Source organism: Citrobacter sp. Awk 2 (assembly GCF_028069815.1).
Classification (GTDB): domain Bacteria; phylum Pseudomonadota; class Gammaproteobacteria; order Enterobacterales; family Enterobacteriaceae; genus Citrobacter.
Genome location: NZ_JANEWL010000085.1, coordinates 1 through 21,988 on the forward strand (window position 1 = coordinate 1; position 21,988 = coordinate 21,988).

Genomic DNA, 21,988 nt, shown 5'->3' on the forward strand with positions numbered 1-21,988 from the left:
TTTTTATTGCATACAAATTCATTAAGTGGCATTGTGAATCCACGCCGCAGACACGGTAAATAATCATAAGATTGACAGACGGGAGTTCCACCATGAAAAAGTTAGTACTGGCCGCATTACTTGCTACTTTCGCCGCTGGCGCCGCAGCTGCTGATAAGATTAGTTTCGGTGTATCAGCAACCTACCCACCATTCGAATCACTGGACGCCAGCAATAAAATTGTCGGTTTTGATATCGATCTGGCAACAGCATTGTGCAAACAAATGCAGGCTGAATGTACTTTTACTAATCATGCTTTCGACAGCCTTATCCCCGCACTGAAATTCAAAAAATATGATGCGGTGATTTCCGGTATGGACATCACGCCTGAACGTAGCAAGCAGGTTTCCTTCACCCAGCCGTACTATGCCAACTCAGCGCTGGTGATTGCGAAGAAAGACACCTACAAGAGCTTTGATGATCTGAAAGGCAAACGTATCGGGATGGAAAACGGTACCACGCACCAGAAATACCTGCAGGACAAACATCCTGAAGTAAAAACCGTGGCCTACGACAGCTATCAGAATGCAATCATCGACCTGAAAAATGGCCGTATTGATGGCGTATTTGGCGACACTGCCGTCGTCAATGAGTGGCTGAAAACCAATCCACAGTTAGGTACTGCGACGGCAAAAGTCACCGATCCGCAATACTTTGGTACGGGTCTTGGTATTGCTGTTCGCCCGGATAATAAAGCACTGCTGGAAAAATTGAACAATGCGCTGGCCGCCATCAAAGCTGACGGCACGTACCAGAAAATCAGTGACCAGTGGTTCCCACAGTAATCTCTGTCTTGTTTAAAAAGCCGCGACCTGCGGCTTTTTTATTGCTATTTATCCATGCGGGATACAACGTGAACACCGGACCTCACCTGCAATGTCGGCCACGCCATCAGTCAGTTGTGCTTACAGGGGGACAAAAAACAAAGCCCGGTTTCCCGGGCCTTGAAGACGCAAAACAGATCAGTTGTAAGCATTGAGCGTCCGCTGACACAGTGCCGAGCGAACGCAATCATCTTTGTTGAATCGAACGATCCCAACCATGTCATCTTCTTCGAAACGGGCCAGCGCATCGCTTAGCCCTGAACGAACATGAGCGGGGAGATCGCACTGGGTAATGTCCCCATTCACAATCACCGTCACATTCTCTCCGAGGCGAGTCAGAAACATCTTCATTTGCGCAGCGGTCACATTCTGAGCCTCGTCCAGAATAACAACGGCATTTTCAAATGTACGTCCCCGCATATACGCGAACGGCGCGATTTCTACCTTACCAATCTCAGGTCGCAGGCAATATTGCATAAAGGAGGCTCCCAGACGTTTTACCAGCACGTCATAAACCGGACGAAAATAGGGAGCGAACTTCTCAGAGACATCCCCAGGTAAGAAGCCGAGGTCTTCATCAGCTTGCAGAACTGGGCGGGTTACAATGATCCTGTCCACATCTTTGTGGATCAGGGCTTCTGCTGCTTTCGCCGCGCTGATCCAGGTTTTACCACACCCGGCTTCGCCCGTGGCGAATATCAGCTGCTTACTCTCGATAGCATTCAGGTAGTGCGCCTGAGCTTCATTTCGCGCCGTGATCGGTGTGGCGTCGCGGCTATCACGCGCCATACCAATCGCTTCTACGCCGCCCATCTGCACAAGCGAGGTGACCGATTCATCTTCGCGCTGTTTATGGCTACGCGAATCCCGCCTCAGCACACGTTTTGCTTCGCGACGAGCTTTGATCACTGCTTTTTGTCTTCCCATGGATAGCACCTTGAGTTGTAGGTATACATCACACGCGCCGTTGGCGGCACGATTATGCGCACGAACATCTGAGGGTTGGCTTCCTTGTAAGCCATTGCCTGCCTTCGGATAAGACGCCATACACGGCTACGCGCACCGTACAGGGTGTCAGTTACAAGGATAAGAAGTGAAAGGGAGAAAGATTTAACGGTGACGAGATGGCTACCGGAAGAGAAACGTCCGCGTAAGGGACTGCAATAACTTTGAAAAACGTGTCCAGTACAGGACTTTTCCATTCGCGATCTCCATAGTGAATGACTATCACCGCCGGGAACTACCGCTATTACTTATAATTACATCATAACCTTTCGTTAATGCAACAATATTTTTACTTGTTGTTAACTTAATTTCATCTTATCGCCAGCAACAGTCTCTTGCAGAGAGATGACAGAATTATTTCAGCCGCCGCCGATCATGAAAAATAATTTTTTCATTCATCAGTGTGTCAGGAAATGCCCCGCAGCACTGCGGGGCACAATCATCATGCTTCGAGCAGGGCTTGCCCCAGATAGTGGTCAGCGGTTTTGACACCAGGTAAAGCAAAGAAGTAGCCCCCACCAATAGGTTTGACATACTCCTCAAGCGCTTCACCGTTCAGGCGTTTCTGAACCGTCAAAAACCCTTTTTCCAGGTCGTGCTGATAGCAAACGAACAACAATCCCATATCCAATTGCCCGGAATTGGTCACGCCAAGCGAATAGCTGTACCCACGACGCATCATCAGGCTGGTCTCTGTTTCTTTCGTGCGCGGGTTCGCCAGACGAATATGGCTGTCGAGTGCAATCACCTCACCTTCGGGATCGTTGGCATAATCCGGAACATCATGCTCGTGCTGCATACCCAGCGGTGCGCCGGTATGTTTATCGCGGCCGAAAATCGTTTGCTGCTCTTTAAGCGGCGTACGGTCCCAGAATTCCACGCGGAACTGGATGAGCCTGACGGCCTGATAGCTACCATCTTGTGCCCATGCCGGTTCCCCCTGCTCCGCAGTGACCCACACCACGTTTTGCATCAGCGTTGTATCGGCAGCGTCGGGATTCGCGGTTCCATCCTTAAATCCCAGCAAATTGACGGGAGTCTCTTTACCTTTACTGCGTGCGGCATGATCAGAGATAAACCCTTCACGTTTCCAGCGTACGCTGAGCAGATCCGGCGTGTGCTTAATGATATCGCGCAGCGCATGGATAACGGTGTCCTGCGTATTGGCGCAAATCTGCAACAGCAAGTCGCCATGGCATAACGCCGCATCCAGTGAATCATTCGGAAAACGCGTCATTTTTTGCAGTTTTTTCGGCATCTGTGCTTTCAGACCATAGCGATCATCAAACAGTGAAGATCCAACCGACAGCGTCATCGTCAGATTATCCGGCGCTATGTATGCCCCAAGAATACCGGAATCCATTGGCGGTAAACGTGGATTCGGCGTTTCTGGTGCCGGCCCTCCGGTTGTCAAAAATGCAAACCGGCGGGTCAGTAAACGAAACAGACGCTCAAGGTCAGCTTTATCGCTGGCGAGCACATCAAACGCCACCAGCATCATTGAGGCTTGCTGCGGCGTCAGGATACCGGCCTGGTGCTGGCCATAAAACGGTTGTTTCTCACTGCGTGCATCAGGTGACAGTGTTCCCGGCGCACTTTGCGTTTTTTGCGCGTGAGCGACCGGGCATCCGCCAGCCAGCGCCAGTGCCCCACCCAGCGCCCCCATCCCTTTCAGTAAACGTCGGCGTGACGGTTCGCTCACGCCGTTTTCATTATCGTGCTGCATAGTGCTTAATCCAGACCCAAAACACCGCGTAATTGCGACAAGTCTTCCGCCAGCGTCGTGATTGGCCCTTTCAGCGCATTACGATCGGCATCGGTCAGTTTGTCATAGGTTTCAAAGCCGTCTTTGGTACGGTACTTGCTCAGAATGGAATCGACTTTTTTGAAGTTCGCATCCACCTTCGCCAACAGATCAGCATTGGATTTTTGTAACTGAGGACGCAGGAGATCGACGATTTTCTGCGCGCCATCAACGTTAGCCTGGAAGTCCCACAAATCGGTGTGGCTGTAACGATCTTCTTCTCCACTGATTTTGCTGGCTGCGACTTCTTCAATCAGCCCTGCTGCCCCGCCAACCACTTTAGACGGTGGGAAAGCAAGTTCGCTAATACGCGTTTGCAGGTCAAGAACATCGCTGTTTAATTGGTCGGCGTACTTGTCCATACCTTTAGTGGTATTGTCGCCAAACAGCGCTTTCTCCAGGCGGTGGAAGCCGGTGAATTTAGGATCGGCGGCTTTTTGCTCATAATCATCTTCACGCGCATCAATGCTACCATCGAGGTCAGAGAACAATTCGGCAATCGGCTCAATACGTTCATAATGCTGACGCGTTGGCGCATACAGGGATTTGGCTTTCTCCAGATCGCCCGCTTTAATGGCATCCGTAAAGGCTTTCGTGCCTGACACCAGTTGCGCTGTTTCCGCCGTTACATAGGCTTTGTATTCAGTAATTGCGCCACTCAGGCTCAGCAGAGCATCGCTGTGCGCGGCATCTGCCGTTGCCGTCCCCTTCACGATCAGCTTGCCTTTCGGGTTGGTCAGCAGACCGCAGGTCATATCATATTCACCCGGCTGCAGGTTAGCCGTCATTTTCTGGCTAAAACCGGGCGCAATGTTTTCACGCTCTTCGACCACCATCACGCCTTTGAGGATCTCCCACTCCAGCGCTTTTTGACTGTGGTTTTGAATGATGAATTGAGTCTTCCCGGCATTCACCGTGATTGTCATCGGTTCACACTGTTTGTCATTTACCGTGACTTTTACCTGCGGGATATCAGCAGCGTGAGCGGTAAAAGCAGAAGCAAACAGCGCGGCAATACCCAACTGCAGCGCACTACGGCGGAAATTAATCGTCATGACCCATCCCTATAAAAAGTATGTTGTAACTAAATGATATTCTTGCATCACGTTTTATCAGGGTGCGGTACGTGATGCCGTAGTGCCTGAACGAGGTGGTAGAGCAAACATAATCAATGCCGGAATCAGATAGATAAACCAGACAGCAACTTCACTAACACTTGGCGCTTCCTGATAGCCGAAGATGCCTTCCATCAATGTGCCAAACAGCGAATGTGTTGACAAAACGCTGCTCATATCAAACGCTACGTCCTGGAAATGATTCCATAACCCAGCTTCGTGGAATGCACGAATGGCTCCCGCAGCAAGACCTGCGGCAACCAACAAAATGAACAGACTGGTCCACTTAAAGAAAGCCCCGAGATTGAGGCGAATCCCACCGAGATAAATCAGGTAACCCAGCACCACCGCGGTAGCCAGTCCCAGCATCGCACCTAGCGGTGGCCAAATACCCACATCCTGCTGAAATGCCGCCAGCAGAAAGAAGACTGACTCCAGCCCTTCACGAGCGACGGCAAAAAAGACCATCATCACCAGCGCCCAGCCATGATGATTGCCTTTCTGTAACGCGTTATCGACAGCCTGTTCCAGTTGAACTTTGACGTTGCGCGATACTTTACGCATCCAGAAGACCATCCAGGTCAGGATCACCACAGCAATAAGTGCCACGATACCTTCAAATAGCTCCTGCTCTTTTTGCGGGAATTCGCCCGTGGTTTCATTGATGAAAATTCCCAGCGAAAGGCACAGCGCCGCCGCCAGCAACACACCAATCCACATCACGCCAATCCAGCGACCACGCTGAGTCCGTTTCAGGTAGCTGGCAATCAGGCTGACAATCAGCGCGGCCTCTAACCCTTCGCGCAACATAATTAGAAATGGAACAAACATGCGAAGTACCCTTTAACGTTATTCTCAGTCAAGTGATGCAAAGAAAAGTAAATTACAGTGATAGTGATTATCATTACAGCAAAGAAAAACTCAAGCAGAATGTTTTGAGAATGATGACTTAATGTAAACAGTTAGGTGGGTAACAGTTATTGCACGCTGGATCGAAGTGAGGGAGACATAAAAAAGCCCGCTCGCGGCGGGCTTTAAAAACAATACAGCGATTATTCTTCCTGCAAACGCGACGGCGGTGCTGAATGATAATGAGCATCAGCCTCGGCAAAACGTTTCTGCATTGCTGCTGATGGCGCTTTACCCCACAGACTGAAGACTACAATCCCGATGCTGCCAAACACGAAGCCCGGGATGATTTCATACAGACCCAACCAGGCAAACTGCTTCCAGACGATAACCGTCACAGCACCAATGACCATCCCAGCCAGCGCGCCGTTACGGGTCATACGCGACCACATTACGGAGAACAGAACAACCGGACCAAAGGCAGCACCAAAGCCAGCCCAGGCGTAGCTCACCAGGCCGAGCACGCGGTTCTCTGGGTTTGCCGCCAGCGCGATGGACACCAGCGCCACGACCAGCACCATGATACGCCCAATCCATACCAGCTCTTTCTGGCTGGCATTTTTACGCAGGAACGCTTTGTACAAATCTTCGGTAATCGCACTGGAGCATACCAGCAGTTGGCAACTCAGCGTCGACATCACCGCTGCGAGGATCGCAGATAACAGAATACCGGCAATCCATGGATTGAACAGGATCTGCGCCAGTTCAATAAACACGCGCTCGGCGTTCTGGTTCACGGCACCCGCTACCGACGGGTTGTTATTGAAGTAAGCAATACCGAAGAAACCAACGGCAACAGCGCCAGCCAGACACAGAATCATCCAGGTCATACTGATGCGACGTGCATGGACAATACTATGGTGGGAATCGGCAGCCATAAAGCGCGCCAGGATATGCGGTTGACCGAAATAACCCAGCCCCCATCCCATCAGTGAAATGATGGCAACAAAGTTAAGCCCTTTGAACATATCGACGTTTTCAATGCTCTTTTGCTTAATCACTTCCAGCGAGTCTTCAAATCCGCCGACACCAATAATCACCATCACCGGTGTCAGGATCAGTGCGAAGATCATCAGGCTGGCCTGTACGGTATCGGTCCAACTCACCGCCAGGAAGCCACCAATAAAGGTATAAATGATCGTCGCGGCCGCTCCCGCCCACAGCGCGGTTTCGTAGCTCATACCAAAGGTGCTTTCGAATAAACGCGCCCCTGCTACAATACCTGAAGCACAATAGATGGTGAAAAACAGCAGAATAACCAGTGCGGAAATAATACGCAGCACGCGGCTTTTATCTTCAAAACGGCCGGTAAAGTAATCCGGCAACGTCAGCGCATTGTTATTATATTCGGTGTGTACACGTAAACGCCCGGCCACCAGTTTCCAGTTGACCCACGCCCCTAATACCAGACCGATAGCGATCCAACTTTCTGAAATCCCCGACAGGAAAATCGCACCTGGCAGCCCCATCAGCAGCCAGCCGCTCATGTCGGATGCCCCTGCGGATAACGCCGTTACGAACGGACCCAGACTGCGTCCACCCAGAATATAATCATCAAAGTTTTTGGTCGAACGCCATGCAATAAACCCTATCAATATCATGCCAAAAATATAGACACAGAATGTGACTAACATCGGTGTGCTAATAGCCATCAAAACTCTCCAAAATTATGTATCGGCAATGCCGTGGCTTGCCGTTTTATTACCCTGCCGGAACGTGGCAAAGATATCTATATTGACCAGGGCGACCGTATCCTGCCGGAAGCCATAGCCATTCACAATCGATTTAACACACCATTTACATCAATTTTGATCCAGAGTAGATAGCATTTTTCTGTAGGTTGCACTCTCTCACATTTTTTCTGGTTGCACCTTTAAAAAGTGTTAACTACCGCAGAGAAAAAGATTCTGCGTTTTTTACACCCCTTGTTATAAACATCATCTTTATTAACATTTCATTCATTTTCAAGCTTGCAAACCAAGTCACATTTAACACGGTTGCACAAAGTTGCAACATAGTGGATATTTCTCGGTAACTATCAGCCCCGTATTTCAGTACAACAGGAGTAAATGGCATGGGAACCACCACGATGGGGGTTAAACTGGACGACGCCACGCGCGAGCGGATTAAAACAGCAGCATCACGAATCGATCGCACACCGCACTGGCTTATCAAGCAGGCCATCTTTAATTATCTCGAAAGACTGGAAAATGACGATGCGCTTCCGGAGCTGCCTGCCCTGCTGGCGGGTGCAGCAAATGAGAGCGAGGAATCCACTGCGCAACAAAATGAAGCGCACCAGCCTTTCCTTGAATTTGCTGAGCAAATCCTGCCACAGTCTGTTTCCCGTGCGGCCATTACCGCGGCATATCGCCGTGCTGAAACCGATGCAGTACCCATGTTGATGGAGCAGGCTCGTCTCCCGCAACCTATCGCAGAGCAGGCCCATAAACTGGCCTATCAGTTGGCAGATAAACTGCGCAACCAAAAGACGGCCAGCGGGCGTGCCGGCATGGTCCAGGGACTGTTGCAGGAATTCTCCCTTTCCTCACAGGAAGGCGTCGCGCTGATGTGTCTGGCTGAAGCACTGCTGCGTATTCCCGACAAAGCCACCCGCGATGCGCTGATCCGCGACAAAATCAGCAACGGTAACTGGCAATCACACATCGGACGCAGCCCGTCTCTGTTCGTTAACGCTGCAACGTGGGGATTGTTGTTTACCGGTCGTCTGGTTTCCACCCATAACGAAGCCAGCCTCTCACGCTCGCTGAACCGCATCATCGGTAAGAGCGGTGAACCGCTGGTGCGTAAAGGCGTCGACATGGCGATGCGCTTGATGGGTGAGCAATTCGTCACCGGAGAAACCATTGCAGAAGCACTGGCTAATGCACGTAAACTGGAAGAGAAAGGCTTCCGTTACTCCTATGACATGCTGGGTGAAGCTGCGCTGACCGCCGCCGATGCCCAGGCCTATATGGTCTCCTACCAGCAGGCGATCCATGCCATTGGTAAAGCCTCAAACGGGCGCGGTATTTATGAAGGCCCGGGGATCTCCATCAAACTGTCTGCACTGCACCCACGTTACAGCCGTGCGCAGTATGACCGCGTGATGGATGAGCTTTATCCGCGCCTGAAGTCGCTGACCCTGCTGGCACGTCAATATGACATCGGCATTAATATTGATGCCGAAGAAGCCGACCGACTGGAGATCTCCCTCGATCTGCTGGAAAAATTGTGCTTTGAGCCCGAACTGGCAGGCTGGAACGGGATCGGTTTTGTTATTCAGGCCTACCAGAAGCGCTGCCCGTACGTCATCGACTACCTGATCGACCTGGCAACCCGTAGCCGCCGTCGCCTGATGATCCGTCTGGTTAAAGGTGCGTACTGGGATAGTGAAATCAAACGTGCCCAGATGGACGGTCTGGAAGGTTATCCGGTCTACACCCGTAAGGTGTACACCGACGTTTCCTATCTGGCTTGCGCGAAGAAATTGCTCGCCGTTCCAAACCTGATCTACCCGCAGTTCGCTACCCACAACGCGCATACGCTGGCGGCAATTTATCAGTTAGCAGGCCAAAACTACTATCCGGGCCAGTATGAGTTCCAGTGCCTGCACGGCATGGGTGAACCGTTGTACGAACAGGTCACCGGCAAAGTCGCAGACGGTAAACTCAACCGCCCATGCCGTATTTATGCCCCCGTTGGCACACATGAAACGCTGCTGGCTTACCTGGTTCGTCGCCTGCTGGAAAATGGCGCCAACACCTCGTTCGTCAACCGTATTGCGGATACCACCCTGCCGCTGGATGAACTGGTCGCCGATCCAGTTGAAGCGGTCGAGAAACTGGCGCAGCAGGAAGGTCAGGCTGGGCTGCCGCATCCAAAGATTGCACTCCCACGTTCCCTATATGGAAAAGGCCGCGAAAACTCCGCAGGGCTGGATTTAGCAAATGAACACCGCCTGGCTTCGCTGTCTTCTGCCCTGCTCAACAGCGCGCTGCAAAAATGGCACGCCAAACCGATGCTCGAACATCCGGTTGCAGACGGTGAAATGACGCCGGTCGTCAACCCGGCTGAGCCGAAAGACATTGTGGGCTACGTGCGAGAAGCGACTCACGCTGAAGTGGAGCAGGCGCTACAGAACGCCGTCAATAATGCCCCTATCTGGTTTGCTACACCGCCACAAGAACGTGCCGCCATTCTGCATCGCGCCGCTATTTTGATGGAGGGCCAGATGCAGCAACTGATTGGCATTCTGGTGCGTGAAGCGGGGAAAACCTTCAGCAATGCCATTGCGGAAGTACGCGAAGCCGTTGACTTCCTGCACTACTATGCCGGCCAGGTTCGTGATGATTTCGACAACGAAACGCATCGCCCGCTCGGTCCAGTGGTCTGTATCAGCCCATGGAACTTCCCACTGGCCATTTTCAGCGGACAAATTGCGGCTGCGCTGGCAGCAGGAAACAGCGTGCTGGCAAAACCTGCAGAGCAAACCCCACTGATTGCCGCTCAGGGCATCGCTATTTTGCTGGAAGCCGGTGTACCGCCAGGCGTGGTACAACTGTTGCCAGGCCAAGGGGAAACCGTCGGGGCGCAACTCACCTCCGATGAACGTGTACGCGGAGTCATGTTCACCGGTTCAACGGAAGTCGCCACGCTGTTGCAGCGAAATATTGCTACTCGTCTGGATGCTCAGGGTCGTCCAATTCCGCTCATCGCTGAAACGGGCGGGATGAACGCCATGATCGTCGACTCATCTGCGTTAACGGAACAGGTTGTGGTGGACGTGCTGGCCTCTGCGTTTGACAGCGCCGGACAGCGTTGCTCGGCACTGCGCGTCCTGTGCCTACAGGATGATATTGCCGACCACACGCTGAAAATGCTGCGCGGCGCGATGGCAGAGTGTCGTATGGGTAACCCAGGCCGTCTGACTACCGATATTGGGCCAGTTATTGATGAAGAAGCCAAAGCCAATATTGAACGTCATATTCAGGCCATGCGTGCCAAAGGACGTCCGGTATTCCAGGCCGTACGTGAGAACAGCGATGATGCGCGTGAATGGCAAACCGGGACCTTTATTGCACCGACGTTGATTGAGCTGGAAAGCTTTGATGAGCTACAAAAAGAGGTATTCGGCCCGGTGCTGCACGTCGTGCGTTACACCCGTAATAACCTCGACAATTTGATTGAGCAAATCAATGCCTCCGGTTACGGCCTGACGCTTGGCGTACATACTCGTATTGATGAAACCATCGCGCAGGTCACCGGGTCCGCGCACGTTGGTAACTTGTACGTTAACCGTAATATGGTAGGTGCTGTAGTCGGCGTGCAGCCATTTGGTGGCGAAGGATTGTCAGGAACCGGACCCAAAGCCGGTGGCCCACTGTATCTGTACCGCTTGCTGGCAAACCGTCCGGAAAATGCACTGGCCGTTACGCTGGCCCGCCAGGATGCAGACTACCCTGTCGATGCACAGCTTAAATCAGCGCTGATTCAACCGCTGGAAGCACTCACCGCATGGGCAATCGATCGTCCGTCGCTGCATGCGCTCTGCCTGCAGTTTGCCGAACTGGCACAAGCAGGAACCCAGCGTTTGCTGCCAGGACCAACCGGCGAGCGCAATACCTGGGCGCTGTTGCCGCGTGAACGCGTGCTGTGTATGGCCGATAACGAGCAGGATGCGCTGGTGCAGGTTGCTGCCGTGGCCTCGGTTGGCAGTCTTATCCTGTGGCAAGATGATGCTTTCCATCGCGAACTGGCAAAACGTCTGCCTGCCGCCCTCTGCGGGCGCATTCAGTTTGCCAAAGCAGACACCCTCACCGCGCAGCCGTTCGATGCCGTTATCTTCCACGGTGATTCTGACCAGCTACGCGCACTGTGCGAATCGGTAGCAACACGGGAAGGTGCGATTGTTTCGGTACAAGGATTTGCCCGCGGCGAGAGCAATATCCTGCTGGAGAGGCTGTATATTGAACGTTCGTTGAGCGTGAATACCGCCGCGGCGGGTGGGAACGCCAGCCTGATGACAATCGGCTAAGGTTATGGTTAATTAAGGCTCCGGTTACGGGGCCTTTTTTTATTAAGCCAGAGGGAAGCATGAAACGAATTGTACTGACCTGTGCAGCACTGCTGCTAAGCAGTCACGCACTGGCGGATGACTGCGCAAACGCAAACAACCAGATTGAAATGAATACCTGCGCCGCTGAGCAGTATAAGACGGCCGACACAAAGCTAAATGAGACTTATCAGAATGCACTGAAGCGCGCCGCCCCCACCCAACGTGATTTACTGAAAAAAGCACAGGTCGCATGGATTACCCTGCGCGATGCAGACTGCGCATTGATCAGTTCAGGCACAGAAGGTGGCAGCATACAGTCGATGATCACCAGCCAGTGTTTAACGGACAAAACCAACGAGCGTGAAGCATTTCTCGCCTCCCTCTTGCAATGTGAAGAGGGCGACTTAAGTTGCCCGTTACCCCCCGCCAATTAGCGCACACGGATCCCTTCAATAATCATTCGCTGTACGCTCTCCACCGTTTGGTTAAAAAAGGCTTCATCACGCAGCGTTGCGCCCGTCACTGCCTCTACCTGTGGGGCAAAGTCAGCGTAATGTTGCGTTGAAGCCCAAATCATAAAAATCAGATGATGCGGGTCAACCGGCGCCAGTTTTCCACTCCTGACCCATCCGGCAATCAATGCGGATTTCTCGTCAATTAACGTTTTGAGATCGCCCGTTAATTCCGTCATCAACAAAGGTGCGCCTGCCAACATTTCCATACAAAACAGTCGCGATGCCTGAGGATAATCGCGGGACACTTCCAGTTTGAGCCGGATGTACTCTTTAATCGCCACCAGCGGTGCAAAGTCCTCGCGAAAGGCCTTCAGCGGTGCCAGCCAGATATCAAGGATCTGGCGTAATACGGCAATGTAGAGCACCTCTTTAGAAGGGTAGTAATAAAGCAGATTCGTTTTAGACACCCCCGCCAGTTCCGCAACCTGCTCCAGACGCGTGCCATGAATCCCATACTGGGAAAAGATATTTAATGCCGCGGTTAAGATAGCCTGGCGTTTCGCGCTCACGGCCTGCGAGCGTTTACCTGTTTTTTTCTCTGCGCCTTGAGCCATGCACCCTCTCCTTGTTCTGAGGGCGTCAGCATAACAAATCGCACTCTGAAAAGTTAAATTAAAGCGACTCGGGGGGAGCCTCCTGCTGGACGGCTTTCTTCTTTTTAAACTTCAGTTCGCTGACCAGTACGCCAATGATAATGAATGCCGCCCCCAACAGAGCTAGCAGCGGAAGGCGTTCTCCTGCGAGTCGACCAAAAATCCCCGCCCATACAGGTTCACCGGTATAGATTACCGTTGCGCGTGTCGGCGACACGCTGCGCTGCGCCCAGTTCATGGTAACCTGGATAATCGCGCTAAAAATACCCAATCCTAATGCCACGACCAGCAAGCCTGTCGACATGGGAGGAACCGACTCACCTGCGGGCCCCATCGCAATAAACGCCACTACAGAAGCGGTTGCCAGTTGCACCACCGTAACCCGACGGACATCCACTTTTCCAGCCCATGCGCTGATCAGGATAATTTCTGCCGCTATCGCCACCGCCCCCACCAGCGTGATCCACTCCCCTTCACCAAGCGCCAGTAAATTGCCATCTGGTCCGGCAAGAAATATCAGTCCGATAAAGGCCAACACAATACCGACGCACGGCATCACTCCTGGCATTCGTCCCAGACACAACCACTGCAACAGCGGTACCAGTGGTACATACATCGCAGTAATAAATGCCGACTTACTGCTGGGAATAGACTGTAATCCCCAGGTTTGCAGGCTATAGCCCAGCGCAATCGCTACGCCAATCGCCACTCCGGCTTTGACTTCCAACCATGTCAGCCCACGCAATGTAGGCAATGACAGCAACGCCACCGCCAGTGCCGCTGTCGCAAAGCGCACGCCGACAAAGAAAAAGGGACCGCTCAGAGTGACAGCATATTGCACAGCCAAAAACGTTCCGCCCCAGAACATGGTGATCACAATGAGGATCGCCTCCTGGGGTTTAACAGAGAAGGAATAACGAGAAAGTAATGACATGAGACACCCGATTAGCTGAATGTCATTAGTCTGCGTTGCGTTTTGTTACAGTTCAACCTTGCAGACAAAAAAAACCGCCGGAACAACCCGGCGGCGGTGGCGACGTAACGTCTGTCTCTGAACACTCAGCCGTCACGATATCTCTAACAGACAGCCCGACAATTACGATTTGTTATTGCCGTGGCTATTCTTGCCCCCTTTTTTGCCTGCTTCTGAAGCGCGTTGCGGGTCATTCTTGAAGTTGCCCCCGCTGTGCTGGCCACCTTTTCGACCTGCTTCTGATGCTCTTTCACGGTCTTCCGCAAAGTTGCCGGAACCGCCCCGATGGTTTGCCATTACTGACCTCCGTCATTGATTAGCCATCATATTGCATAGGTACTGAGGAGTGATGCCTCACGCAGCGCATGGGCCGTGCCCTGATTTTTACTGCGTGGGATTAAGCATAGTGAAGAGTAACCGGATAACCGGCGAACTGTAATATTCTGCAACAGGAATGGCCGCAAGATGTTAATAATCGCGAAATGAAATCAATAAGTCTTTCTTATGGCTACCAAATTACGTCAGGTTAAAAATGTATCATTTTGCAACAAAAACAGTTGTTATAAAAATTGTTATAAATCAAAGAAGTGATTGTGAAATTTGCACTCCTGGCCGTACGTCATATCTTTAAAGGGAGGTAGCGAATCGCTACGGACACGGTTAACTCGAGGAGTAGTGTAAAATGGCAAAAGTTCTGGTGCTTTATTATTCCATGTACGGACACATTGAAACCATGGCCCATGCAGTCGCAGAAGGCGCAAATAAGGTAGATGGCGCGGAAGTCATTATTAAGCGTGTGCCAGAGACAATGCAGCCTGAAATCTTCCTGAAAGCAGGCGGTAAAACACAAAACGCACCAGTCGCAACCCCGCAGGAACTGGCTGATTACGACGCCATCATTTTTGGTACTCCCACGCGCTTTGGCAACATGTCGGGTCAGATGCGTACCTTCCTGGATCAGACCGGCGGACTGTGGGCATCTGGCGGCCTTTACGGCAAACTCGCCAGCGTATTCAGCTCAACAGGAACTGGCGGCGGTCAGGAACAAACCATTACATCAACCTGGACAACGCTTGCCCACCACGGGATGGTGATTGTTCCCATCGGTTATGCGGCGCAAGAACTGTTTGATGTCTCACAAGTTCGTGGCGGTACGCCGTACGGCGCAACTACCATTGCCGGGGGTGACGGCTCCCGACAGCCAAGTCAGGAAGAGTTATCTATCGCCCGCTATCAGGGTGAATATGTCGCAGGTCTGGCAGTAAAACTCAACGGCTAATCTTCAACAGGAGGATTCGAATGCCAACTCAAGAAGCGAAAGCCCATCGCGTCGGCGAATGGGCAAGTCTGCGCAACACATCGCCAGAAATAGCCGAAGCCATTTTTGAAGTCGCCCACTATGACGAGAAAATGGCGGAAAAAATTTGGGAAGAAGGTAGCGATGAGGTACTGATCAAAGCCTTTGAGAAAACTGACAAAGATTCACTCTTTTGGGGTGAACAGACTATCGAACGCAAAAACGTTTAGCATTCTGACTCCCCCGTTTGCACGGGGGAGTTTTCTTTGCTTACTTCGCAGCCTCATTCAGTACGCTATCGAATTTATCAACAGGGCAAAAGCCATTGGCATCAATCGGACAGCCTTTCAGTTCCAGCGTTACGCGCTGCGCCGGGGATTTGAGCGTCAGAACGTCTGCATTACGCAACTGCTGCGCACTCTGATACACATACTCAATTTTCATCAGATCGCGATCAGTGTTGCTGTCATGCCAGCGCTGGAAGACAATTTTACCGCCAATCGGCGTGCGTTCGTTCTGGTCATGGAGCTGGTACGGTTTAAAATCCAGTGCCGTAAGCAATGAAGCAATGTTCGAGTCATGTCCCACCAGCACCGTAATTTTTGGCGCTTTCGCCCGTTCAGTCACCAACGCATTGTCGATATATTTGACCAATGGTTTGGCGACATTTTTCGCCACTTCCGCAGAGGTGAACAGGCTGTCCTGATAACCATTTTTCAGCTTCGACAGTATCTTCCACTGTTGATCAGATTTGATCTCCCCCCAGGCGACCTTGTCCATCGGGAAGCCCTCGTAATATTGCAAGGTGAAGGCATCAACCAGCGAATTCCCCACCTTCAGTGGCCCGGAAACACCAGGCTCTTGCTGGTACTTCGCACTGAATGTGTCTTTCGCATCAGTCAGGGAACACTGCTGTTTTTCTTTGCAGGACGGCGAGTCTTTGTAGTTTGTGATTTGCTCAAGCAGTTGGTAACTTTCGTCGAGCTGCATCTGGCTGCGCTCTTTCTCCATCGCCTGAACAGCCTGCTGACTGAATGTTGCAGAATCATCAGTGATCACCGGGTTAAAAGTGGGGTCCATGGTACCCATTTTTTCCTGATGATGGACCGGAACGTCACACCCCGGGAAAGCCCCCGTGACAAAAAACTGCGCCGTCGCTACTGTCCGCTGCAGGCTGTTAGCATAGGTGTAAACCGTGCCCGGTGCCGGACATTCACCGGATTTCACCATGCCCTGTTCTGCCAGCCATTCACGCATGTAATGGCCCATATAAATTTCCAGCACGCCGCCCTTCGTGGTGAGTTGTCCGCCCGGGACATCCCACTCCGGCCACTGTTTGGGGGTAGACTGCTCGAGAACGCTGCCATTATTGGCTAAAGGTGCACGTAAGTTATGCCGGCTCATCATCAATACTTGCTGAAGCTGATAACCTTCCGGTGCCGTCTGTGCCTGTGCAGCCGTTGACAGCAATACAGCCCCCGCCACGGCGGCGGCGATTAACGATTTGTTCATCCCTACGACCTCTTGTTGTTATCAATCACCACAGAGTGTGACAGATATATGACATTTTTCCGGGAACGCTTTCGCAAAAATGAGGGATCTACCGTGTCGTTTGGATGCCAAATTCCGTCTGAAGTTTGCGCACTCCTAGTGGGGTAAAGGTGACGTGCCGGCTACCTGTCTGCGTTTTAATCCACTTCTGTTCGCTAAACCAGCTCAGCAACGTGGCACCGAGCACGCCGCCCGGATGATAACGTCGCTCACTCCAGTCCAGACAGCCGCAGCTTATCTTTCGTCGGGTCACACCGGCACAAAGGACAATCCCCATTTCTGCCAGTTTTTCCTGCCCCAGAGCGGTCAGCGTTTCGCCATCCGCTGTTAACCATTGCCGGGCAACCAGAGTATCAAAAAGCCTCACGGCCACTTCGCCGGCAAGGTGGTCATAGCAGGTTCGCGCATGCCGCAGGTGTATTGGGGTGGTGATTTTTCGCGACGTTGATGCAGACCATGCCACACCCATCAGGCGTTCCAGGAGGCCGGCTATCTCCGCACTTGCCAGGCGAAAATAACGGTGTCGTCCCTGGGCTAACGCCACAACAAATCGTTGTTCGCACAGACGCGCCAGATGTGCGCTGGCCGTCGAGGCTGACACGTCCGCCACCGCGCTAAGTTCAGTAGCGGTCCAGGCGCGCCCATCCATCAACGCACACAACATACGCGAACGCGATTTATCCGCCATCACTGCCGCAGTAAGCGCCATTTGCGACTCCAGTTCACCCTCTTCTTCGTGCAGTATCACCGATGCCATAGCACCTCCTTTGGCGTTAACCCTCTGAATTAACGATGGCATGAAACGGGCGTAAAGTCACAGCGAGACTTACGCGGCGCGCAGCATCATCTCCACGCCCAACCCCACCAGACAAAACAGAAAACAGCGTTTAAACACCACAGGTGAAATCACTCGTCGCACACGAGTCCCTACCCACTGTCCCAGTAGCGCAGGAAGAATGGCAAAAGCCGATAAACTCAGGGACTGAACAGGTAACGCATTGTGCCACCACAAGCCCAGTGCTAACGCCAGCGTCGAAAACGTGAACGAAATGCCAAGCGCCTGCACCAATTCATCCTTTTCAAAGCCCAAAGACTGGATCCATGGCACGGCGGGCATGACAAATACCCCTGTTCCCCCCGTCAATAAACCGGTCACCAATCCAATGACAAGGGAAAAGGGTTTTTCACGCTGCGGATCCACGGTAATTTTTTTCCCCGCCAGCGTCCAGATGGCATAGGCCACCAGTGCCATGCCAAGCGCAAACTGGGTCCGGGTTGTGTCGCCCCCGGTGATCCAGACACTGGCAAGCAAAGTGGCAATCACCACCGCCAGCAGCATAGGCCACAATCGTTGCAGCAATCGGCCGGTATTACCACCACCGCCAAACTGAAACAGATTGCTAATCAGAGAGGGTAACAGCAGCATCGCCGCCGCCGCGACCGGAGAAATAAGCGATCCGAGTATCCCCATCGCCACCGTGGGCAAGCCCATGCCCGTTACGCCTTTCACCATCCCTGCCAGCACAAAGGTTGCGGCAATCATTATCACCAGGGAGGGGTCGAGCGCGAAAGAAGTTGCCATCATGTACGTTCCAGGAAAAAAGAGGATGACCTATTCTGGACGTCAATCGCCAGGTTTGCTTCGTCGGGAAACGAAATATGCCCTCCTGGTGTGCTGCGGCAGAAAAAATGCCGGGTTTCCCCGGCATCAGAATCAGACAGTTTTTGCCCACCAGAGGCGTAACTTCATTCCCCAGTAACTGGTCCAGCCGCTGGTTGTCGATACCACGCGACCGTGCGACATCACGACCAGCGTTGGCGTGACGCTGATGTCCCAACTGCGGGAGATGGCCCCGTCGGCATCGTTGATGACAGGAAAGTCTACGCCTTTACGCGCCAGCCAGCGCGTTACCTCCGCCTCATTACCGGAGCGCAGCGCAATGGTTATCACATTCTCGCCTTCTGAGTGCAGTCTGGCGACTTCCGGTGTCGTGAACCGACACACGCCGCACCAGCTCGCCCAGAAATAGATCAGCACTGGCTCCTCTTTGCTGAGCGCGGCCAGCGTAACGTTTTCACCATCCAGCGTCTGCAAAGGTGTGCTGTCAAACGCTGCGGGAAGCTGGGGCGCTCGCCAGGCATCCATCAACAACATCGCCCCGGCGAATAACACCAGTAAGATCAGTCCTTCGCGCAGCCAGCGGCGCAGTTTACTGACCATTTGCGGCCGCCAGTTTTTCTTTGACCACCTCTTCCAGTGTTTCCCACGGTACTGCACCCGGGATCAGCTCATCGCCAATAATCGTTGCAGGTGTGCCCCGCACACCAACCAGACGTGCCAGTTGCAGGTTGGTGCTCAGCGTCTCTTCACTTTGTGCATCCAGCGTCACAGGGCTGGCAGCGGCTTTCTCCTGTGCCTGTTTAATACTCACTGCCGTGTGGTAGCCCTTCTTCTGCATCAGTTTCTCATGTAACGCCAGAAACTGCTGCGGGTGCTCACGCCAGGTCGTCAGCGCGGTTCGCGCCGACAGAACCGAACTTTCCCCTTTAAACGGCAGCGGTTTAATCACCACCGCCACATCAGGATATTTCTGTACAATTTTTTCCAGCATCGGATCCAACTGCTTGCAATATGGGCAGTTGTAATCGGTGAAATTTATCAGCGTCAGTTTAGCCTGCCTGGCACCAATACGCGGGCTATTGGGATCGTTAAACAGCGCTTCCTGAATCAGCGCTTCAATTTGCTTCTCCTGCTCAGGTGTAAATGGCGCAGGTTCTTTCGCCACGCTGACGGCAGAAAACAGGGTTAACAGCAGGATAATCATCATTTTCATGGGGTTACTCCTTTGGCACCGGCCAGTGTATTTAGCACCGCATCGCGGGTTAACAACGTCGGCAACGCCTGGCCTTGCGGCAAACCGGGGCCATAAATTTGGTTGAACGGCACAGCGACCTGGCCGCGTTTTTTCAGGAATTCGGTAATCGCTTCAGAGGGCAGTGTCCAGTCACCCCGCAGGGCTACCACATCGGGTTGTTGCAGTGCCGACTGGACATCTTCTTTTTGTAGTACATTGTATTTATTAACTTTACAGGTAATACACCAGTCTGCCGTTACATCTACAAATACGCGCTTGTGCTGGGCCAGTGCCTCTTCGATGGCCTGCTCGCTCAGCGGTTGCCAGTTCACACTCTCTTTGGCTGTACTTTGGCTTGCGAACCCCAGATGCGGGAGCAGCAATGTTGCCAGCCAGATAGCCGAACCAAGCATCATCACGCCGAGAAGACGCCGCAAGATATTCATCCAACGCCCCGGACGCGGCAGACGCAGCGCCAGACCTGGACGCAGCGCCACCAGCAACCATGGCAAACTCATCCCCAGCCCGAGCGCAAGGAACAGCCCCCATAGCGTCGGAAGCGAGGCGGTCAACGCCACCGCCACTGCCGTCCCCAGGAACGGCGCACTGCACGGTGTGGCAAGCAACGTCGCAAACGCGCCTTGCCAGAAATGCCCTGACAAGCCGTTACCGCCGCGAGTTGCCAGTATGGTGGTCATTGCTGAAGGAAGGCGGAATTCAAACAGCCCAAACAGGCTGGCGCTGAACGTCAGCATCACCAGCATCATAAAACCGATAAACCACGGACTCTGGAACTGGATCCCCCAACCAAGCGCCTGATTGGTCAGGCGCAGCACCGTCATCAGCAGCGCAAGGGCCATAAAAGAGACCAGGATGCCAGCCACCGATGCCAGAAATTGGCGGCGAACCTGAAGACGGCTTTTCTCCTCAACCAGTAAAATCGAGCCCAGCTTCATGCCCAGCACCGGAAGCACGCAGGGCATTAAGTTAAGGATCAACCCGCCTGACAGCGCCATCAGCACCACCTGCCACAGCGGGATCGCTGCATGCTGCACCACTGGTGCATCGCCAATGGCAAGACGACTTTCCTGTGCAACGCCGTTATCAGCCAGAACCAGTGTCAGTTGCTTACCCCGAAGATTCGGCGCCCCTTCCCCCCAGCTGTCATGAACCGGAACCGTTGCCCATAGTGTTTCGCCCTCTACGCGGATTTGCGGCATACCAAAATCCGCATCATCAACGGTGTCCAGGTACAGGCCTGGTGCAGACCAGCCCCCCGTACGACGCGCCTCAACCACCAGTTCTCCGGCTCGCGCCCCGGCACTAAGCGCATCGGTCAGGCCGCTGGCCAGAGGTACCTGCCCCATCGCTTGCGCATAGTCATGAGCAAAAGACGGGTCCTGAACGCTCGGCGTCACGGAAAAGGGAAAATCTGTTAACAGGCAGACATTGCTGCAGGTTGATAGGGTCAGCACACCGTTAAGGGTGGTTGGCGTTGTGCCACGTACGACCATCGGGAAGGTGACATTATCGTGATATCCCTGGGTGGTGATATTGGCGACCTCAAAACGCGCGGGTGTCGGCCAGTACCAATCAACAGCAGGCATTTTATCTTTCCAGACGATGGACGGTGCTACACCGCCCTCACCCGGCGATCGCCAGTAGGTTTTCCAGCCATCCTCCAGTTTAACATCGAGCAGCAGTCGGGTTTCACCGCCTGCGGCTGTATCGGCACGTAACCGTACACTGGCGTGATTGTTATCGGGTGAACGCAGCCAGCCGATATCAGCCGCCCAGGATACAGGCAGCCATAGCAATAACAGGCAGAGCAGCGCCTGCCTGAAAACAGTCTTCATATTTTTTCTCCGTGAATAATTATCTAACAGTCAGCAACGGCTGCGCTGTCATTCACGGAAGACACAAAATCGGAGATGAACCCTAAGTGTGGGCGGCGAGATAACGCGCGGAGGGAAAAAAGGTAGGCGAAATGCCCGCACAGGTGCCAACAGCGACATGAGCAAACATAGCACCAGGATCGCGCCTTCAAACAATACTGGCGGTGCAGCCAGCAACGATTTTGCGCTCAGTTCACACGGCGTAACGGGCGAAGCTTCATCGGTATCGGCCTGGGCGCTCGCGACAACAGCAGTGGTCGCGGTGTTCATCTGCAAGGCGTGCAGACCCGCCATGCGTTGCGCGGTGCATACCATCACCACAACACATGCCAGGCAGAGGAACCACCATCCCATCCGTTGACGTTTCGCCATTATACCCTCACTGATTGACGCGAGTTATCTTAGCCACTGGCGAGGTTTTGGCAACCTTTACCCTGTAAAGTTATGTCGGCAGAGGCCGGTCAAATCTCATTCCTCCCACAGCGATCTGCCCAGAAATGATGATTAATGTTATTAATCAATTTCACTATTACAAAATAATGGCACTAATAAAAC

The 21,988-nt window shown here is 52.9% G+C and carries 20 protein-coding genes; 5 read left to right on the forward strand and 15 right to left on the reverse strand.

What is annotated here, in order from left to right:
* Positions 1–92 precede the first annotated feature (92 nt).
* Positions 93–824 (forward strand): arginine ABC transporter substrate-binding protein ArtJ, encoded by a 732-nt coding sequence (gene artJ, locus NNO02_RS18045; RefSeq protein ID WP_271441340.1) that lies wholly within the window; start codon positions 93–95, stop codon positions 822–824.
* Between the two features lie 177 nt (positions 825–1,001).
* Here artJ and phoH read toward each other — a convergent pair whose 3' ends face one another.
* The 5 genes from phoH to putP form a co-directional block, all read right to left on the reverse strand.
* Positions 1,002–1,790 carry a phosphate starvation-inducible protein PhoH gene (gene phoH / locus NNO02_RS18050; protein WP_199954506.1) on the reverse strand — a complete coding sequence of 263 codons (789 nt, stop codon included), beginning with the start codon at positions 1,788–1,790 and terminating at the stop codon, positions 1,002–1,004.
* Between the two features lie 520 nt (positions 1,791–2,310).
* The gene (efeB, locus tag NNO02_RS18055) at positions 2,311–3,594 is read right to left on the reverse strand and encodes an iron uptake transporter deferrochelatase/peroxidase subunit (RefSeq protein ID WP_271455420.1); all 1,284 of its coding nucleotides are present in this window, start codon (positions 3,592–3,594) and stop codon (positions 2,311–2,313) included.
* Positions 3,595–3,599: 5 nt separating this feature from the next.
* Positions 3,600–4,727 carry an iron uptake system protein EfeO gene (gene efeO, locus NNO02_RS18060; protein WP_271441338.1) on the reverse strand — a complete coding sequence of 376 codons (1,128 nt, stop codon included), beginning with the start codon at positions 4,725–4,727 and terminating at the stop codon, positions 3,600–3,602.
* Between the two features lie 57 nt (positions 4,728–4,784).
* On the reverse strand, positions 4,785–5,618 hold the full coding sequence (gene efeU / locus NNO02_RS18065) for an iron uptake transporter permease EfeU (RefSeq protein ID WP_271441337.1): 834 nt from the start codon (positions 5,616–5,618) through the stop codon (positions 4,785–4,787).
* 221 nt (positions 5,619–5,839) lie between these two features.
* The gene (putP, locus tag NNO02_RS18070) at positions 5,840–7,348 is read right to left on the reverse strand and encodes a sodium/proline symporter PutP (RefSeq protein ID WP_271441336.1); all 1,509 of its coding nucleotides are present in this window, start codon (positions 7,346–7,348) and stop codon (positions 5,840–5,842) included.
* A 422-nt stretch (positions 7,349–7,770) separates the two neighbouring features.
* Between putP and putA the strand changes: the two genes are divergently transcribed.
* Both putA and NNO02_RS18080 read left to right on the forward strand, forming a co-directional pair.
* The gene (putA, locus tag NNO02_RS18075) at positions 7,771–11,733 is read left to right on the forward strand and encodes a trifunctional transcriptional regulator/proline dehydrogenase/L-glutamate gamma-semialdehyde dehydrogenase (RefSeq protein WP_271455421.1); all 3,963 of its coding nucleotides are present in this window, start codon (positions 7,771–7,773) and stop codon (positions 11,731–11,733) included.
* 59 nt (positions 11,734–11,792) lie between these two features.
* Positions 11,793–12,188 carry a lysozyme inhibitor LprI family protein gene (locus NNO02_RS18080; RefSeq protein WP_137382210.1) on the forward strand — a complete coding sequence of 132 codons (396 nt, stop codon included), beginning with the start codon at positions 11,793–11,795 and terminating at the stop codon, positions 12,186–12,188.
* Here NNO02_RS18080 and rutR read toward each other — a convergent pair.
* From rutR to NNO02_RS18095, 3 genes are all read right to left on the reverse strand, one after another.
* Positions 12,185–12,823, reverse strand: a complete 639-nt coding sequence (rutR, locus tag NNO02_RS18085; protein ID WP_271455422.1) for an HTH-type transcriptional regulator RutR — start codon at positions 12,821–12,823, stop codon at positions 12,185–12,187. The genes NNO02_RS18080 and rutR overlap by 4 nt on opposite strands.
* A gap of 58 nt (positions 12,824–12,881) precedes the next feature.
* Complete coding sequence (locus NNO02_RS18090) at positions 12,882–13,796, reverse strand: DMT family transporter (protein ID WP_271455423.1); 915 nt, start codon at positions 13,794–13,796, stop codon at positions 12,882–12,884.
* Positions 13,797–13,958: 162 nt separating this feature from the next.
* Positions 13,959–14,132 (reverse strand): general stress protein, encoded by a 174-nt coding sequence (locus NNO02_RS18095; protein ID WP_003036022.1) that lies wholly within the window; start codon positions 14,130–14,132, stop codon positions 13,959–13,961.
* Positions 14,133–14,517: 385 nt separating this feature from the next.
* Here NNO02_RS18095 and wrbA point away from each other — a divergent pair, with 385 nt between their 5' ends.
* Positions 14,518–15,114 (forward strand): NAD(P)H:quinone oxidoreductase, encoded by a 597-nt coding sequence (wrbA, locus tag NNO02_RS18100; protein WP_003832057.1) that lies wholly within the window; start codon positions 14,518–14,520, stop codon positions 15,112–15,114.
* Positions 15,115–15,134: 20 nt separating this feature from the next.
* Positions 15,135–15,362, forward strand: coding sequence for a YccJ family protein (locus NNO02_RS18105; protein WP_271441331.1), 228 nt, complete (start codon positions 15,135–15,137; stop codon positions 15,360–15,362).
* A 40-nt stretch (positions 15,363–15,402) separates the two neighbouring features.
* Here NNO02_RS18105 and agp read toward each other — a convergent pair whose 3' ends face one another.
* The 7 genes from agp to NNO02_RS18140 all read right to left on the reverse strand — a co-directional run bounded on the left by agp (position 15,403) and on the right by NNO02_RS18140 (position 21,805).
* Positions 15,403–16,644 carry a bifunctional glucose-1-phosphatase/inositol phosphatase gene (gene agp, locus NNO02_RS18110; protein WP_271455424.1) on the reverse strand — a complete coding sequence of 414 codons (1,242 nt, stop codon included), beginning with the start codon at positions 16,642–16,644 and terminating at the stop codon, positions 15,403–15,405.
* Positions 16,645–16,732: 88 nt separating this feature from the next.
* Positions 16,733–17,440, reverse strand: a complete 708-nt coding sequence (locus NNO02_RS18115; RefSeq protein ID WP_271449346.1) for an ArsR/SmtB family transcription factor — start codon at positions 17,438–17,440, stop codon at positions 16,733–16,735.
* 69 nt (positions 17,441–17,509) lie between these two features.
* Positions 17,510–18,265, reverse strand: a complete 756-nt coding sequence (locus tag NNO02_RS18120; RefSeq protein ID WP_271455426.1) for a sulfite exporter TauE/SafE family protein — start codon at positions 18,263–18,265, stop codon at positions 17,510–17,512.
* Between the two features lie 132 nt (positions 18,266–18,397).
* Positions 18,398–18,904: a protein disulfide oxidoreductase gene (locus NNO02_RS18125; RefSeq protein WP_271441328.1), complete on the reverse strand. Its 507-nt coding sequence runs from the start codon at positions 18,902–18,904 to the stop codon at positions 18,398–18,400.
* Entirely contained in the window at positions 18,894–19,517 is a 624-nt protein-coding gene (locus NNO02_RS18130) for a DsbA family protein (RefSeq protein WP_271441327.1), read from the reverse strand. Before NNO02_RS18130 ends, NNO02_RS18125 begins: the two co-directional genes overlap by 11 nt.
* On the reverse strand, positions 19,514–21,394 hold the full coding sequence (locus tag NNO02_RS18135) for a protein-disulfide reductase DsbD family protein (protein WP_271455425.1): 1,881 nt from the start codon (positions 21,392–21,394) through the stop codon (positions 19,514–19,516). The genes NNO02_RS18130 and NNO02_RS18135 overlap by 4 nt, the downstream gene beginning before the upstream one ends.
* 48 nt (positions 21,395–21,442) lie before the next feature.
* The gene (locus tag NNO02_RS18140) at positions 21,443–21,805 is read right to left on the reverse strand and encodes a copper resistance protein (protein WP_271441325.1); all 363 of its coding nucleotides are present in this window, start codon (positions 21,803–21,805) and stop codon (positions 21,443–21,445) included.
* Positions 21,806–21,988: the final 183 nt, after the last annotated feature.